Origin of the sequence: Oceanobacillus sojae (assembly GCF_007991515.1) — a bacterium.
Lineage (GTDB): Bacteria > Bacillota > Bacilli > Bacillales > Amphibacillaceae > Oceanobacillus > Oceanobacillus sojae.
This window is the reverse complement of sequence record NZ_BJYM01000003.1, coordinates 203,752-219,649: the sequence shown is the minus strand read 5'-3', so window position 1 is coordinate 219,649 and position 15,898 is coordinate 203,752. Positions and strand designations below refer to the sequence as shown.

At 37.8% G+C, this 15,898-nt stretch carries 17 protein-coding genes and 1 CRISPR repeat array; of the genes, 2 read left to right on the top strand and 15 right to left on the bottom strand.

The annotated features are described in order from the left end of the window. Positions 1-62 precede the first annotated feature (62 nt). From OSO01_RS04730 to OSO01_RS04680, 11 genes are all read right to left on the bottom strand, one after another. Positions 63-515, bottom strand: coding sequence for a DinB family protein (locus tag OSO01_RS04730; protein WP_147209204.1), 453 nt, complete (start codon positions 513-515; stop codon positions 63-65). Between the two features lie 16 nt (positions 516-531). Then, the gene (locus OSO01_RS04725; protein ID WP_147209203.1) at positions 532-1,011 is read right to left on the bottom strand and encodes a GNAT family N-acetyltransferase; all 480 of its coding nucleotides are present in this window, start codon (positions 1,009-1,011) and stop codon (positions 532-534) included. Between the two features lie 176 nt (positions 1,012-1,187). After that, on the bottom strand, positions 1,188-1,676 hold the full coding sequence (locus tag OSO01_RS04720) for a nucleoside 2-deoxyribosyltransferase (protein WP_147209201.1): 489 nt from the start codon (positions 1,674-1,676) through the stop codon (positions 1,188-1,190). 88 nt (positions 1,677-1,764) lie between these two features. Next, on the bottom strand, positions 1,765-2,535 hold the full coding sequence (locus OSO01_RS04715) for an HAAS domain-containing protein (protein WP_147209199.1): 771 nt from the start codon (positions 2,533-2,535) through the stop codon (positions 1,765-1,767). A 207-nt stretch (positions 2,536-2,742) separates the two neighbouring features. Beyond that, on the bottom strand, positions 2,743-3,360 hold the full coding sequence (locus tag OSO01_RS04710; RefSeq protein ID WP_147209197.1) for an NUDIX hydrolase: 618 nt from the start codon (positions 3,358-3,360) through the stop codon (positions 2,743-2,745). Positions 3,361-3,462: 102 nt separating this feature from the next. Continuing rightward, entirely contained in the window at positions 3,463-3,762 is a 300-nt protein-coding gene (locus OSO01_RS04705) for a Dabb family protein (RefSeq protein WP_147209195.1), read from the bottom strand. Between the two features lie 680 nt (positions 3,763-4,442). Beyond that, positions 4,443-5,336: an AraC family transcriptional regulator gene (locus tag OSO01_RS04700; RefSeq protein ID WP_147209193.1), complete on the bottom strand. Its 894-nt coding sequence runs from the start codon at positions 5,334-5,336 to the stop codon at positions 4,443-4,445. A gap of 91 nt (positions 5,337-5,427) precedes the next feature. Beyond that, entirely contained in the window at positions 5,428-6,408 is a 981-nt protein-coding gene (locus tag OSO01_RS04695) for a zinc-dependent alcohol dehydrogenase family protein (protein ID WP_147209191.1), read from the bottom strand. A 108-nt stretch (positions 6,409-6,516) separates the two neighbouring features. Continuing rightward, entirely contained in the window at positions 6,517-7,245 is a 729-nt protein-coding gene (locus OSO01_RS04690; protein ID WP_147209189.1) for an ABC transporter permease, read from the bottom strand. Beyond that, complete coding sequence (locus OSO01_RS04685) at positions 7,246-7,956, bottom strand: ABC transporter permease (protein ID WP_147209187.1); 711 nt, start codon at positions 7,954-7,956, stop codon at positions 7,246-7,248. It lies immediately after the preceding gene. Beyond that, positions 7,953-8,864, bottom strand: coding sequence for an ABC transporter ATP-binding protein (locus OSO01_RS04680; RefSeq protein WP_147209185.1), 912 nt, complete (start codon positions 8,862-8,864; stop codon positions 7,953-7,955). The genes OSO01_RS04685 and OSO01_RS04680 overlap by 4 nt, the downstream gene beginning before the upstream one ends. 177 nt (positions 8,865-9,041) lie before the next feature. On the opposite strand from OSO01_RS04680, the gene OSO01_RS04675 reads away from it, so the two are divergent. Both OSO01_RS04675 and OSO01_RS04670 read left to right on the top strand, forming a co-directional pair. Next, positions 9,042-9,584: a sigma-70 family RNA polymerase sigma factor gene (locus OSO01_RS04675; protein WP_246145050.1), complete on the top strand. Its 543-nt coding sequence runs from the start codon at positions 9,042-9,044 to the stop codon at positions 9,582-9,584. After that, entirely contained in the window at positions 9,568-10,638 is a 1,071-nt protein-coding gene (locus tag OSO01_RS04670) for a DUF4179 domain-containing protein (protein WP_147209181.1), read from the top strand. Before OSO01_RS04675 ends, OSO01_RS04670 begins: the two co-directional genes overlap by 17 nt. A gap of 107 nt (positions 10,639-10,745) precedes the next feature. Here OSO01_RS04670 and OSO01_RS04665 read toward each other — a convergent pair whose 3' ends face one another. The 4 genes from OSO01_RS04665 to OSO01_RS04650 form a co-directional block, all read right to left on the bottom strand. Beyond that, the gene (locus OSO01_RS04665; protein WP_147209179.1) at positions 10,746-11,237 is read right to left on the bottom strand and encodes an NUDIX hydrolase; all 492 of its coding nucleotides are present in this window, start codon (positions 11,235-11,237) and stop codon (positions 10,746-10,748) included. Between the two features lie 45 nt (positions 11,238-11,282). Next, positions 11,283-12,650, bottom strand: coding sequence for a sensor histidine kinase (locus OSO01_RS04660; RefSeq protein ID WP_147209177.1), 1,368 nt, complete (start codon positions 12,648-12,650; stop codon positions 11,283-11,285). Continuing rightward, positions 12,647-13,315 (bottom strand): response regulator transcription factor, encoded by a 669-nt coding sequence (locus OSO01_RS04655; RefSeq protein WP_147209175.1) that lies wholly within the window; start codon positions 13,313-13,315, stop codon positions 12,647-12,649. The genes OSO01_RS04660 and OSO01_RS04655 overlap by 4 nt, the downstream gene beginning before the upstream one ends. 641 nt (positions 13,316-13,956) lie before the next feature. Then, positions 13,957-14,450: direct repeats of the CRISPR family, unit length 32 nt; unit sequence TTCGCATCTTATGTGGGTGCGTGGATTGAAAT. Between the two features lie 182 nt (positions 14,451-14,632). After that, positions 14,633-15,793, bottom strand: a complete 1,161-nt coding sequence (locus OSO01_RS04650) for an FAD/NAD(P)-binding protein (RefSeq protein WP_147209173.1) — start codon at positions 15,791-15,793, stop codon at positions 14,633-14,635. Positions 15,794-15,898 lie beyond the last annotated feature (105 nt).

The following is a 15,898-nucleotide window of genomic DNA, read 5'->3' as shown; positions in this document are numbered from 1 at the left end:
ACCTCTTATACTTTTTCGTAAAAAAGAACTCTCCATCTCCAGAAAGTTCCTCATATGTTCTATCAACCAACAGCTAAAAAATTCTCTATTTGCTTTAAGTGATGTGCATCATGCTTCACAAATATTTTCACAAAGCTTTCAGCCGAAAAAGCTCTTTTCCCGGTTCCAATAGTAAACCTGTCCTGCTTATCTACTTTTTTTACTGCATCTAAAAATTCTTCTCTCCGCTTTATAAATAAATCTACTATTTGGTAAACAGATTGGCCTTCGAGAGATTGAATAGCCTTTTCATTCTGAGCATCATGATCCGGAAATGCCGGCAGATTTGCTCTATGATGCATCTGAGATACCATGTTTTGAAGATTGTAATCATCCCAATAATACATATGACCAATAATTTCTCTTATCGACCAGGCATTTTCTTTAACCGGTGTGATCAGTATTTGTTCATCCGCTTCTTTTAGCTTGGAAACCTCATCAATTGTCTTCCTGTACTCCGTAAATACTTTGCTCATAGAACCTCTCCTTAAATTAGAATACTTGTAAAGCCATAATAAATTGCTCGCCCTTTGGACCTTCCTTCCGCTTACCCGTATCTGCAAAACCGACATTATGATAAAGCTTTTGTGCTGGTATATTTTTATGATTGACAGCTAATATAATCTCATCACATTCAGGAAATACATCTTGTATAAAATCCTTAAGTAATGTCATTCCTTTTCTGGCATAACCCTTCCGCTGATGAACCTGATTGATAGATAAAGCAGTTAAAAGAATAGCTTTATGATTCGCAGAATATTCTTTTACACGATCCGTCTGATGCAGCAGGAAAAAACCGACCGGTTCTTCTCCATTCATAATCATGACACCATATTGACCTTCCGTCAGGTCTGAAATCTCGTGAGGCAGTGCAGTAAATTGATGCTGCTCTTCCGGAAGCTCGAATTGATTCAAATCATCTATGTACGTTTTTGTTAGGAGTTTTAACGTTATTGCTTCTGTCTTTTCCATATGTATTCTCCTTATTAAATGTAACTTAGTTTCCAGTTTAACATCTTTTTGTTATTTTAGGTCTATTAAATTTAGAATTTTTTAAATATTTTCATACTGTGTATATAAAAAAAGAGAAAACCTACCATAATCCATATAAAGCTCTGAATGACAATTTAGATTTTCTCTTACAATCATTATATACGTTTATTCTTTATCTCTAAAACAGCTTCCACTGCTTCCTCCAAGGAAGAGGTAATCTCGCCATTTCTTTTTATTAACCCTACCAAAAATAAATTACGATACACAAATTGATTTTCTAAACCATCTTCTATAAGCGCGTCAATCTTTTTCTGATTATCTCTTCCCTGCTGGCGGGTATCGGTAAATACCCCGACAATTGGGCGTTTAAGCATTGAAAAAGCTCCAATTTCAGCCGCTACACCAGAATCTACTTCTACGCCATCCAGTACTGCAATTAAAAAATCACTTTCTTCCAGCTTAGATAAATCTGCTTCTGCAATGATCTCACTATTTGCATATGCAGTCTTATCATTAATTGCCGCATTTTCCTGCGGTACATATAAGTCTATTTCCGGAACAGCCTCACGAATCGCTTTTGCCAGCTGTTCATTTACATAACGGTCACCTATTGAAAATAATCCATTTGCTAAATAACCTTTCATTTCAAGCACCTCTTATCCAGTCTAGTTCTTTTACTTATTTCTTACGTTCATTCCTTCATATTTTAACAGAATTATCCTTGCCTGGTTATCACTGCTGGTCTTTCTGAAACTCCAAATAGATATAAACTCCAACAATTAAAAAGGTCAGGATAATACTCAGGAAAGCCTGCATATCAACTCCAAGCGGCGTATTCTCCAAAATCATCGGCGGAAAATTCCAGGCAATTAAGATAACAGGTAATATCCATGTTTTCGCCCAAACAGACATTAGTACTGCTGCAGCTGTCACTATCCCCAATAAAATCATATTTCCTAAGAATTGAATTGTAACAAGGGAGGTTTCCACATAACCATCCATAAAATAAGCTGCTACAAATAAAAGCATACCAACAACTGCTGGAATCGCCAGAATTATATATTCTTTAGATACAGACAACTGCGTTTTAGAGGTGTATCTTACCGCAAAAACAGAGCCAATAATAAATAAAAGTCCAATTACAATTGTACTTAGGATTCTAAAAAGGCTATATGCTACAATTTCTCCGTATAATACACCTCGTAAAACGTCACCAAATACCATAAAAATAATCGCACCTATAAGGATATATGGAATCAGCCAGGATACAGATGTGTTCTTCTTTTTATTCACTTCTTCTTTCAGCTCATCTAAATATTCCTGCGGGGATTTGTCGGTAATTTGTTTAATAGACTCATTATTTTGTTCCATCTCATAAAGCTTCTGCGCTAAATTATCTGCAGCTTCCTCAATATCAGATTGTTCTATGCCCTGAGAAAATAAATACAGCCGCAGCTTTTCTATAAATCGATTACTTTCCGAGCTTAATTTCGTCCGGTCCATTTCAATGCCCCCTTCTATGATCTATCAACGCATTGATATTTTAAAATCACTTATTTAGATTTTAAATTGTATTATTTTCCTCTGGCTAAGCAGATATCTCCTACAAAACATCCTCATTTTAAAGGACTTCACCTTGTTTTACAAGAAATTCGGACAGAAAAAAAATTACTCCTCACTTGAAGAAGTAATTTTTAAGACAGTACGATATTAATCAAACAAGGTCGGCTTCTTCGGATCTCTCAAAAATTCAAACAAACATTTGATTTGTGTTTCTGTATTCCGATTTAACGAGAGATCAGGCAGGTTATCCTCAGCAAAAAAATCAATTCCTTTTGTTTCCATTCCCAATTTGGCTTCCCCGCTCATAATCTCGCATTGGATAAACAATTTATAATACTGATAAGGCTGTGGCGGGTGTGGATGTTTATTTGTATCAAAAACTGCCAGCAGCTTCATTGGCTGTACGTGAAAGCCTGCTTCTTCCTGAATTTCTTTGGTAACATTTTCTTTTGGAGATTCACCAATATCACAAAAGCCACCTGGTAACGCCCAGGCACTATCATGCTTTTCACGGACCATTAAAATACGATTATCTTTAAAAACAACACCCCGCACATCGACTTTCGGAGTCTGATAACCTACCTCATTAGCAAATAAATCACGAATGGACTCGAAATCTAATCCTGTATATTCATTCATAATTTCAATGCTTAACGTACGCAGCTGTTCATACCGTTCTCTGTCATACATATCATTTGTAAAAGTCAATCCCGCCTGAGAAATAGCCTGGATTTGCTTCGCCCATTCTAACCACTTATCACTCATTTGAAATGCATCCTTTCTTTTAATTAATTGATTGTAAATAACACTATATTTCTATGTAAAAAAACAGTATAGAACAACTTTCTATACTGCTTTTATCTATGATTATAGCTGGTAATCTACACAGACACGATCCTGCACACACTCTTTCACAAAGCTTGACACACGCACATGCTCTGGATGTATTTGATATTGTTGTAATGCCTCCTCCGTCTCAAACTCGCTATCCAGAATAATATCACGATCGCTTGTCGCCAAAGGATTAATAATGACGTTGATAGAAGCAACACCATCTATCTTATCTTTTAAACTTTCTAATTCATTTTTGATTTTCTCTGCATTTACTTTCTTCTCTGCTTCACTGAAATTGTCACGATGATTCCATTGTACAATATGTTTTATCATGGCTTACAGCTCCCTGTTCATTTTATAGTTAAAGTTTATCATAGTCTTGCTTCCTTCACATAGATAACTTATTTATATAATTCTCTAATTTTTAGAATCATTTGATATGATTTTTTTAGAATGATAAGGTATAAGTAAGGAATTTAAAATTAACATTGGTTGCTAACCTTAAGCGAACATAGCTTACTAAGGAGGTTAGCACCCTTTTTATAGCAAGGGGTTTAGAGAAATACCCTAATAATAAAAGGAAATAATTTCAAACTTTGATTAGGTTAGCACTTTTTTCGTCTTTAGGCCTTGCTGTATTAAGGTGTTTTATGTGTGCTGTCGCATCTTATATGGATGCGTGGATTGAAATTAACAGAGTTCGCACCTTTGACGATATTAACATCGTCGCATCTTATATGGATGCGTGGATTGAAATCAGCATAATTACTCTGGGTCTGACTTTTATTGCGTCGCATCTTATATGGATGCGTGGATTGAAATCAAGTGCTGCGCTCGTTACAAGGGTACTGTCTGCGTCGCATCTTATATGGATGCGTGGATTGAAATTTCGTAGTGCTTATAAAATAGGTACACCATGTAGTCGCATCTTATATAGATGCTCATGACCCAGCACCTCCAACATAAAATGATGAGGTGCCAAGGTATCTCGTCTTTTCATGTTAGAGGCGCTGCTAACCTTTTTTCTGCACAGCCATCCAAATCTCACTATATACATTCTCTAGATCGCTATAATCTTCTACAAAAGAAATTCCCGGCGCATCAACTAACTGATAATCCGAGGAAGGAAGCCATTCTGAAGCAATTTTCGCCCATGTTTGCTGCATTGTTTCAGGGAATGGCCCTTGTGATGAGAAAAGGACCCAAATATGATTAGGCACTTCCAGCACATCCAGCCCTTCAAAGGGTCCTTCTTCATCTGTCAATACGCCAATCATATGCTCTAAATAGCCTTTCTCATGCACTTCTTTGCCCTCACGTAATCTGCTGCCTTCATCATAATTATAAGAAGCATTAATTACTTGCTTAGGCTCTATATTAGCGTATTGATGCATCTTTTCTTTCTGCTGATTTGTAATACTATTCGCCAGTTTTTCAATTTCCGGATTAACTCCTTCAAACTGCATGGGCACCTTTTTACTTATACCAATAATTTTAAATGCTTCTTTTTCAACAATTCGATAATTCATTTCTGCTCCTCCTTGAATCGTTAATTGAAAGGTGAGCTTCGGAAAGGCTTTAAGACGCTTTTTTTGCTGATTTTTCACTTCAGAAGGGTTAAATCCAGCCCATTCGCGAAATGCCCTGGAAAAACCGTCAACAGAATTATATCCATATTTAAAAGCAGTATCTGTCACATTAACATCATCCCGTAACAAATCAAACATTGCATTGGAAAGCTTTCGGTTACGGATATAAGCAGTCAATGTCATCCCTGCTAAAAAAGAAAACATTCGCCGGAAGTGGTAAATCGATGTACCGGTAATTTTCTCAATTTCTTTCTCGTCGATTTCCACATCCAGGTTCTCCTCAATATACTGTAACGCCTCATTCATTCTGCTTTGCATTTCCTTCTCCTCCTTCCATTAATTCAAGTATAGAGGCTGCTTGCATAAATCACTCGATAAAAAAGGAACGAGTTTTATCGGTTACGAAGCATCAGCTTCCGGATAAAATCACTTTTCCTTTTCTGCCATCAGCAGCTGCATCAACAGCCTGTTTTATATCTGCTAATTCATATTTTGCTTTTTCAAAGCTAAGCAACAGCTCTTGCTTCTCCACAAGGTTTATGATTTGCTGGAAGGTTCTCTGCCATTCATCGTGACCTGCCTTCTTGTTCCAGTGCCTTAAATGAAAAATATTCATTTTCACCTTATCTGCAAAAGCTCCCCAATTCATTTGCTCCCCAGACAACAAGCCGATACTTAAGAATTGTCCCTGACTCCGCAAACAGCCGGCTAAATCCGTTCCTGCTTTTCCGCCCAGCGAATCAATCGCTGCATCTGCTCCTTTTCCATTTGTTTTTTTCATCACAGCCTCATAAAGCGATTGACTGGATGTATCCACCACTTCAAAAGCACCAAGATTTAAAAGTCTCCGTGTATGTTTATTATTTCTCGTAACTGCAATCAAATGTAAATCTAAAATTCTGGCAAACTGCGCATACAAGTGCCCTATCGCTGATCCGCAAGCATTAACGAGCAGTACACTATCAGGCTGTAATTTCAATATTTCTGTCAGTGTAACCCATGCGGTAACAGGGTTAATATACAGCTGTGCAGCAATTATATTATCCATAGATTCTGGCACAGATACAACAAACCTTGCCGGAGCTATGACAAAATCCTGCCATGTCCCCTCGCCTCGTAACGACAGAACTCGTTTTCCAATGAGATCTGTACTTACTGAAGCTCCAACATCCTCTACAATTCCAACACCTTCATAACCAGGTATATATGGAAGAGAAATTCTGTGTGAATAGCTTCCTCTTACCGGGATTAAATCGGATGGATTAATTGGTCTGGCTAACATCCTAACCAGCACTTCATCTCCTTTTGGCGGGCAAATTTCTTTTTCTCCCATCTCTAATACTTCATTAGGATTACCAAATTTATCACAATAAATATACCTGTTTCGCACTTTAAAATGTCCTCTCCTGTATGACTTTTTCTTTTATTATAACGAAAAAAGGAATAACAGCGTGAGTGCCATTCCTTTTTTCAAATACAATTATTAAATATTTCACTATCAAATAGCCTTTTTCTGGAAATATAGATAGCCTCCAATAAAAAATATTAGAAAACTGCTGCCAACAACGGTTAGAATCTGATCCCAAGGTACAAAAAATACATCCCCTGTACTTCCGCCAATATTCATCATTAAAAATGGCTGTCCCCATGGATAATATGGCCCAAACCGCTCCGAATTAATGACTAAAATCGTTGGTAATGTAAAAATAACATTTATCGCAAATGGTGCGGCAAAGCTTTTGAATGCAATCGAAACCCATAACTGTAAAGCAATTAACGGCAAGGTTGCCACCCAGCCTCCGAAAATAGACTTCCAAACAATATCCATTGGAAAAGGATCTGTAATCCCTTCTATCACACCCACTAAATAAATAGAAACCAAGTACATTAATTGCATAGCAAGCATCAGAAGAATCAGCAACAGGTATTTAGAAAGAAAGACCTTCCCCCTCGTTACCGGCAGCGCCATCAGCTGTTTCCAGCCTCCTTCCTGATGCTCGTACTTGCAAATCACACTGGCTAAGACACCTGAAATCAAGGGCAGGAATAAGATAGCATAAGTAAAATTCATCATAACCAGCTTTTCATGCCAAGCATTGATTTCTTCTATTTCGATGGAGGAATTGGCTAACCCAATAAATAATCCAATCAGCGGAGCGACTAATAGAAGAAATAGTACTTTTGATTTTCGCAGCTTATACCACTCAGAATTTATCACGGAAAACATTTATTTAACATCCCTTCTTTTAAAATCAATCATCCCCAGCAAATACAGTACCAATCCAAAGCCGATTCCTAACAGGGCATTGATATATGAATGATCCCAATCATTAGATAGTGCCGGCCATTTCCAAATCACCCAATCAGGTAACAACGGGGCAGAATATGCTAAAATCACTCCTACTACCCCTAGTGTGACAGGGATAGCCTGATTCTTACTGACAGTAGCCACCCAAAGCTGCAGTCCCAATACGGGAAATGCAGCAAAGAAAGGCAAGAAGCTATACTCCATTAACCGCAAGTATGGTATATCAGCCCCTAGCCCCAGCGTCAGTCCATAACCGGACATAAAAAGGAATAAGAGAACAGAGGATAAAAATAAGACACAGCTGACTACCGTAAATTTAGATAAATACACCTCCCGTTTGGAAACAGGTAAAGCAACTAACTGCTTCCAGGCGTTTGTTTCATCTTCAATGCTTGCCATAAAGGATGTCAAAATCACAATTCCTAAAACAATTGCAAGCGGCGTAAATGAATTGATGTTCAAAATATAATACAGCCAGCGATCATCCATCTGATCAAACAAATAATCCTTTCTCACGCCGTAATTGACCATCTGTAAAGCTACAACACCAAAAGGACCAATCAGACACAACAGCCACATTCCTTTACGCTTTATCTTTAAAAAATCCGCCTTTACCAGTGAAAGGATCATCCTGCCTGCTCCTCCTTTGTCATCTCTAAGAATATATTCTCCAGAGACCTTTTTTCCTCCTGTACCCGATAAATAGAGAACCCCAGCTGAACAAGATAGCGAATGGAAGCTGCTACCTGCTCATCATCTTCCGCCTGCAAGGTCACACTTTCTTTCTCTAAATCCGCTTTTTGTCCATTGGCAAGCAAAGAACGCCACGCTGCTTCGTTATCATTCACCTTCACCTGGATAGAAGCTTGAGCAAATTTACGCATGGTCTCGATCGAGTCCTGAAAGATCATTTTCCCCTTAGATACAACACCTACTCTGGTAGCCATCTGATCAATCTCAGACAGTAGATGACTGGATATCAGCACTGTCATACCATATTCTTCCGGAAGACTCTGAATCAGCTGCCTCATTTCAATAATGCCAGACGGGTCTAAACCATTTGTAGGTTCATCCAAAATCAACAGCTCCGGCTGGTGCAGCATGGCAGCGGCAATCCCGAGTCGCTGCTTCATTCCAAGCGAAAATCCTTTTACTTTTTTATTGGCAACCTCATGCAGGCGAACCTGTTGAAGTACTTCATCAATTCTCTTCTTTGGCACGTTAAGAATTTTTCTGCTTGCTTCTAAATTTTCCTTGGCAGTTAAATGCGGGTAGTAGGAAGGATTTTCTACCAGCGAGCCGACATTTTTCAAAATTTCTATCCGATTGTTTTTCATATCTTTTCCAAATAGCTGTACAGATCCGGAAGTCGGACGCATTAGTCCCAACAGCATGCGGATGGTTGTTGTTTTTCCAGCTCCATTTGGACCAAGAAATCCATATATCTCTCCCTTAGGTATCTTCATTTCCAAATTTGATACTGCTTTTTCTTTTCCAAATGATTTTGTTAAATGCTTCGTTTCTACGATATATTCCATCCTTATCACCTCTACTTTCAAGGATAGGGGTGCAAGGTTAAAATGAAGTATGGACTTTGTTTAAAGTTTGGTTAAAAAGCCGGGTACTATAAGACAAAAAATATTTCAAGAAAATAAAGAAAGTGAAACTTTTTATATCCCTAAATGACTCTAATAAATGAGGGGAGGAATTATACAGTGAAGCACAATATACATACCGTGAAAAAAGCTATTAATGGAGATGCTGCGGCTTTTGAAGAACTGCTCTTCCTGGAAGAACAAATGCTGTATTACAAAGCGCTCTCTTACGTTAACAATAAACAGGATGCTTTGGACGCTATTCAGGAAACATCCTGTAAAGCATTTCTATCCATTGGTCAATTACGAAATCCGGAATATTTTTCAACATGGCTATTCCGCATCCTGATACGCGAGTGTTACCAGCTTTTAAAAGAACGGAATCAAATTATTCCTTTTGAAGAAAATGAATTGTTATTTCGATTAGAGAGCAAGCAGGAGCAAGAAATAGAATCATTTCATCTGAGTGAAGCGTTATCCAAGCTGAAAGCATCCTATCAGACTTCTATTATCTTATTTTATTACCACAACCTGTCAATTCAGGATATTGCAGAGGTTATGGAGAAGCCTGCAGGAACAATAAAAACATATTTACGCAGAGCAAAGAAAAAATTAAGAATCGAAATAGAAAGGAGTTATAAGTTAAATGAACAATCGACATAAGCAATTAGAACCTTTCCCTAAAGAACAAGTACGTTCAGCTATTCAAATGGGTATAGAACAAGCAGAAAAACAACGCAGGAAAGGGACAGTGAATCCTCAGCAGCGCCGAAGAAACAAGATTAAACGAAAAATATTCTATGCTTTTGGCAGTGTGGCAGTTATTTTTGTCATATTAGTTGGTTCATCATACTATTCACCAGCGCTGGCAAGCAGCCTGTCTCAGATTCCTATTATCGGTTCTGTATTTGAAAATTCGAACCTAGCTAACCTCGAAAAAGCCCATAAGCAGGGATTAACCAGCCAAATTGGCGAAACCCAGACCGTTAACGGAATCTCTGTAACACTCGATGAAGTCTTGTATGACCAGAATAATATTAGCGTTAGTTATATTATTGAATCAAAAAAACCACTTGAAGAGAATTATACTAGTGCTGGTATGGAGTTTACCATTAATGGAGAATCACCAAGTATGGGTTCATTAATGTATATGGAATCTAGTCAATCAGCAACAACCCGGACAGCAGTTCAGGAAATAAAGGTAACAGAAGAAATGCCGGATAAATTTGAACTGGGAGTGATTTTACATGGGGAGAATGAAGAAGCTTGGAATTTTTCAACTCCTGTAGAAAAAATGGAGAACATTCAAACCATTCCTGTCCAGCATTCCCAAAGTGCTGACGGAATTAACCTTACTATTACAGATCTGTCTCTCAGCGAACTAGGCGTCAGCATATCTTATGAAAGCCTTGATGAAAAAACAAATTTTGGTATTAACCGGGTAGGTCGTATTGGAATAAATTTGTTTGATCAGGATGGCAATGAAATTACGTCCTTTTCCGGAAGTGGAGAAAGCTGGTTTTTTGATAATAATCCGGGATTTAAAAATATTGAACTGTTTGGTCCAATTGATTCCAATGTTACAGAGTTGACAATTATTCCTTACTTATTTAGAGGCGTGGAGTTTGATAAAAACGGGGAAGAGATTAAAATAGAAAAAAAAGATTCTTTTAAAGATGTTGAATTTGAACCTATTATCATTGAAATACCAAAATAGACTATTATCGGAAATATATCTGAATACTTTAAACAGTAAAAAGCGGTGACCTCCACCTTGTAAGGATTTCACTGCTTTTTACTATTCTATTGTAAAAGAATCGTATATTAATTACTTTGTGTGGCTTTATCTAAAATATTTTGATGCAACGTACTCCAATTATTATTGTAATTTTCTACTTCTCCCGGATCTATCCAGATTCTTTTTCCTGATTCATAAGCACCCTTAAACTCATAAACTCGCTGAACATCCATACAGTAAAACACCTGATAACCGACTTTCGGATATGGTCTATCCGAATTCCATTCGATATTTTCGGTATGATTTACTTCGATATATCCTAAGAGAGAACAACTCCCTGTAATATAGCCTTCTTCATATGCTTCACGTTTAAAACACGCTTCAGGTGCCTCTCTCTTTTCAATATGTCCCCCGGGTATATCCCAGCCTCTATCATTTAAATTTACAAGGAGCAGCTTATCGTTTTTGAAGCATAAACCATGTACACTTGTTATAAGCTTACTTTCAGGCAGATTGTTATCTTGTATCCAGGTTAGTTTTACTTCACCATTTCCCCAATAGGTGTAAATACTTGTCACCGAGATTCCTCCCTTCCTTAATTTTTTTAGCTGAAAATAAAAAGACTAATTGCCTGCTCTTTTCATCCTGATAATCTTTATCGTTGTTCCTTTTTCTGTCGAATCAATTTCCCAATCCAGATGCATCCCCTTTACCATCATATCAACAATGGAAAGACCGATTCCTGCTCCTTTTTGCTCTGTATCCACCTGCATACCCTTCCCTTTATCTGTAACCACAATGGCATCATAATGTTCTGTTGATTCTGTCCACACAGCAATATATTTTCCATCTGTTGCATGACGAAGAACATTTTGCAGGAGATTATCCAAAATCCGGCTGAACCATAATGGATCAATTTCCCATTTATTCTGTTCAAAGGCTTCTATGTCAATATCAACTTCAAATTCTTCCTTTTCAAAAACTGGATACCAGGCTGCCAGGTATTGACGGAGAAATCGGATAATATTTATTTCTTTTAAATCCTTCCTATACTTACTCGCCATCAGCAATGTATAAGACATTAGATTTTCGATTAATCTATCCACGTCTTCAATAGATGTGGACGTCAGCTTAAGAGAACGCTTTGCTTCTGTTGGTAAATCCATTTTCTGCAATGTGTAGGCCTGTGCGTTTATTTTGGTTAAAGGTGTACGTAAATCATGCGATAAGTTGGCTATCAGCTCTTTACGCAGCTGCTCCTCCTCCTGTTCGCGCTCCCTGCTTTCTCTTAATTCCTGCACCATTCGATTAAAGGACTTCTCCAAATCACCAATCTCATCCTGCTTCTTCTCTTCAATAAGAATCGGCAGTCCATCCGTATCCCGAATTTCCATTGCTTCTTGCAGATGGACAAGACGTTTACGGATCCCTCTGAAAAACCATAAGGAAAGAAATATAAATAAAAATACAACGCCAATTGTCAATATAACAATTGTCCATCCATATTCTTCGTTCAGTCGTTGCCCCTCGGACTTAAGCATGTCCCGAGGCAGCTGGAAAACAATAAACCCCTCTTCCTCATGGCCTCCTACAAAAGCAACGACAGTAAATGGATCTTCATCATAATGATTTTTTAAAAATTGTGCGGTATAGGTAACGTTCCATTCATCCGGTAAATTTTCCTGAAGATTGCTTTGTAGATTCAAAACTCCGTCTCCATCTACCCAAAACATAGAAGCATTCGGATACACTTCCTGCCATTCCTCAAATACATGAGCAATGGTATCTTCTGATATTATTTGACTGGCTTCCTGATGCCAGTTTTCTTCTATTTCGTCATACGACTCCTGGCCATTTCCGGGCGAATCCGGATCTCCCATCAGATTAAAGAAAACAATAACAATAGTAATATAGGCGGCTTGAAATAAAAAAAGTGCAATGAGAATAATCAATATATATTTCGCTAATAAGGACTTCAAAAACCGTTTCATTTTTTCACCCGATAACCAATCCCGCGAATGGTTTCAATAATAGTCGGTTTCGCTGGATTTTCTTCAATTTTCTCACGCAAATAGCGGATATGCACCATCAATGTTTTATCCCCTTCCATAAAACGCTCTCCCCATACACCTTCATAAAGCTGTTCCTTCGTTAAAATCTGATTCAGATGACGAAGGAAGTATTGAAATAGCTGATACTGCTTCCCGGTCAGTAAAATTTCTTTCTCTGTCTGCTTATTGATAATAATCAACGATTTCGTATCTATTTGCAGATGTCTAATTTCGAGAATACCTTCTTCTTTTTGAAAACGGCGGAGCAAGGCATCCACACGTGCAGCCAATTCGTCGGGATGGAATGGTTTTGTAACATAATCATCCGCAAAGCTTAACCCCTCCAGTTTGTCCTCCACTGCAGAGCGTGCGGATAACATCACTATTGGCGTATCCTGGTTTGCTTTTTTGATCCGTTTTCCGATTGAGAAACCATCAAGTCCCGGCAGCATAATATCTAAAATAGCAAGGTCTATATTATTTAAATATTGTTCTAATTGGTTTCCGGATGTTAGCCAAGTTACATCATGACCTCTTCCTGTTAAATCTTCTGTCACCCATTGTCCGATTTCTTTTTCGTCTTCGATGTATAGGGTTTTTGCCATTTCCCCACCCCATTGGCATCTAATTTTTATTAGTATTATTGCTTCTATTTCATTTGTTTGCTGAATTATTTTAAAAGAATTTCATAAAGTGTTGTAATCCCTATTTAATAATCATAACAAGAGTTATTAGGAAGCGGACGAAAATCCTTCATTTTTAAACAAAATTTAAATAATACACTTAGCTTGTCTATACTTTATTCTTCTTTCTCTGCAATGACCTTTCTTACTTTAAATGGACAAAAATGTATGATGGTATCTTATTTTTTAAGCAGTTAATATGCTTTCAAATTCTACATAGATGCGTAGATGGAAATAAAATTGGTAAGTCGTTCAAGGTATGTATGTGGGGTAATTAGTTATGATTATCATTTGTATTTATGATAAAGTAGAATTATATTAATTGGTTATGCAGAACTTATCAGAATAGAGAAAAACATTTTATGAATATATTTCAAGCAAATTATTCTTTAAGAGGTGCTAACCTGAAGCAAACATGAATTACTAGGGAGGTTAGCACCTCTTAATTTATAAGGATTTCATGAGGTTTCAAATAAAAATGAATCAAAAGGCGGGAAGTTAGATTCTGGTTAGCACTTTATTGTTTATAAAGACTTGCTGTACATAGCTTTATTATGTACGCTTTCGCATCTTATGTGGGTGCGTGGATTGAAATCCAAATACCGCGTTGACTTAATCGCTTAGCCGGGTTTCGCATCTTATGTGGGTGCGTGGATTGAAATCACAAGAACTCAATCTAAGAATTATAATCATGTTTTCGCATCTTATGTGGGTGCGTGGATTGAAATCTCCACCATCGCCAGCCATTTTTGCGCTGGTTATTCGCATCTTATGTGGGTGCGTGGATTGAAATAGGAATACCGAATCACGTATGGTGCTGGCTACTTTTCGCATCTTATGTGGGTGCGTGGATTGAAATCGGCCAGAGGTCACGGTCATCTTCCGTGCCTTTTTCGCATCTTATGTGGGTGCGTGGATTGAAATAACGAATAACGGATTATCTCCGACTGCAATAACATTCGCATCTTATGTGGGTGCGTGGATTGAAATATACAGATGAACAAGTACCTGAAATGGGCATAACTTTCGCATCTTATGTGGGTGCGTGGATTGAAATAAAAGCGCATGACATAGAGATAGAGAATATTTCTTAGCACTTTGTGTAAGTGCATAAATTGAAATACACCCTATATAACACAATCAAAACTTCCAACTCAAGATAAAATAATTCCATTAAAAAACCATCCTCATACAATAAACTAATAATGAGGATGGACTTAATATTTTTATTCTTTTTTCCTAACCATAACGCAATATCCGCTCTGCAGCCTTTCTTGCACCAGCAATATTTCTAGAAACCGGCCCAATCTCCAGCTCGGCTAATGCTCCAGCTACAAAAAGTCCATTTTTCCATTCAAGTGACTTCGGAACAACCGGAAATCCGCATGGCGCGCAAGGCAATCCCATTTGCTTAATTATTGGATCTAGCCATTCCTTGCCTGGCATTGCAATTGCTGGACCCGTTGCCAGCATAATAGAGCTTTCCTTCAGCTTTTCTTGATTTTCCATAAAAAGCTGCATTTTCCCATCAGTATCTTCTCTTATGTCCTCAATACAGCCTGTATGAATATCTAGTCTTCCCAATCTCTCCTGCTTCAACAGTTTTAAATATAAATCCCTGGTGATAGAACCACGGTTCCTTGCTTTTTGTATAGTTTTTCGTCTTTCTTTATAGCTGGTCAGTTTATGGTACTTATTCAAATATTTAGGTCCAAGCCAGCCAGGATCGCTGTCAAAATGATGAATACGTAACGGATGCCGTTTCACCATGGTAACAGAATGAATGGATTCTTTTTGAGTAAGTGCATAAGCAAGGTGTCCTGCAGTCATGCCGCCGCCAATAACAATTACATCTCCTGTATCCGGGAGCCTGCTGTTCATTTCAAATATATGCTCCAGCGCTTTATTATCTCTATACTTCTCAGCCCATGATGGATAATGCGGCGTATGGTTAACACCCATAGCGAGCACCACCCTCTCACTAAAGAAACAACGTCCATCCTTAATACCAACTTTCCACCCCCGCTCTGTCCATTTAAGTCCATTTACCTCTCCCTGCAGCCAACATTCCATCACACCTGTTTCTTCCAGTAAATCTAGGCAATGCTGATTAAACATGTCTAAACGCGGCCGCTGATACCGCCCCTTAAAGCCCGAGGCATAATTGTTTACGGAAGAATATTTTTTTAAACTGTATGGATCGGTATGTAAATGATGAACTAAAGGGGAGCGTAAATATTCCATTTCAATCTTATCTGTAACTGTTCTCCATCTTTCCAGCGGCTGTTTATGAGAATCGATAATTAATAAATCTTTTCTCTCTGCTTTTTTCTCCTCAAGCAGACGGGAAGCTACGCAGCTTCCTTGAATTCCTCCACCAATTACTACCCATTTATACATGCCTATCCCTCTCTTCCTTTTCACACTAACCATAAACGTAATCATTACGATTTGATAATTAAAATTTTTTAGTATGGCATACATACTTAATCAATTATTCTGTCA

Coding starts and splice junctions, on each gene's coding strand:
- OSO01_RS04650 (WP_147209173.1), bottom strand. CDS start 15,793: ATGTATAAATGGGTAGTAATTGGTGGAGGAATTCAAGGAAGCTGCGTA.
- OSO01_RS04660 (WP_147209177.1), bottom strand. CDS start 12,650: ATGAAACGGTTTTTGAAGTCCTTATTAGCGAAATATATATTGATTATT.
- OSO01_RS04705 (WP_147209195.1), bottom strand. CDS start 3,762: ATGATAAAACATATTGTACAATGGAATCATCGTGACAATTTCAGTGAA.
- OSO01_RS04685 (WP_147209187.1), bottom strand. CDS start 7,956: ATGATCCTTTCACTGGTAAAGGCGGATTTTTTAAAGATAAAGCGTAAA.
- OSO01_RS04690 (WP_147209189.1), bottom strand. CDS start 7,245: ATGTTTTCCGTGATAAATTCTGAGTGGTATAAGCTGCGAAAATCAAAA.
- OSO01_RS04720 (WP_147209201.1), bottom strand. CDS start 1,676: ATGAAAGGTTATTTAGCAAATGGATTATTTTCAATAGGTGACCGTTAT.
- OSO01_RS04680 (WP_147209185.1), bottom strand. CDS start 8,864: ATGGAATATATCGTAGAAACGAAGCATTTAACAAAATCATTTGGAAAA.
- OSO01_RS04670 (WP_147209181.1), top strand. CDS start 9,568: ATGAACAATCGACATAAGCAATTAGAACCTTTCCCTAAAGAACAAGTA.
- OSO01_RS04715 (WP_147209199.1), bottom strand. CDS start 2,535: ATGGACCGGACGAAATTAAGCTCGGAAAGTAATCGATTTATAGAAAAG.
- OSO01_RS04725 (WP_147209203.1), bottom strand. CDS start 1,011: ATGGAAAAGACAGAAGCAATAACGTTAAAACTCCTAACAAAAACGTAC.
- OSO01_RS04710 (WP_147209197.1), bottom strand. CDS start 3,360: ATGAGTGATAAGTGGTTAGAATGGGCGAAGCAAATCCAGGCTATTTCT.
- OSO01_RS04655 (WP_147209175.1), bottom strand. CDS start 13,315: ATGGCAAAAACCCTATACATCGAAGACGAAAAAGAAATCGGACAATGG.
- OSO01_RS04700 (WP_147209193.1), bottom strand. CDS start 5,336: ATGCAAAGCAGAATGAATGAGGCGTTACAGTATATTGAGGAGAACCTG.
- OSO01_RS04730 (WP_147209204.1), bottom strand. CDS start 515: ATGAGCAAAGTATTTACGGAGTACAGGAAGACAATTGATGAGGTTTCC.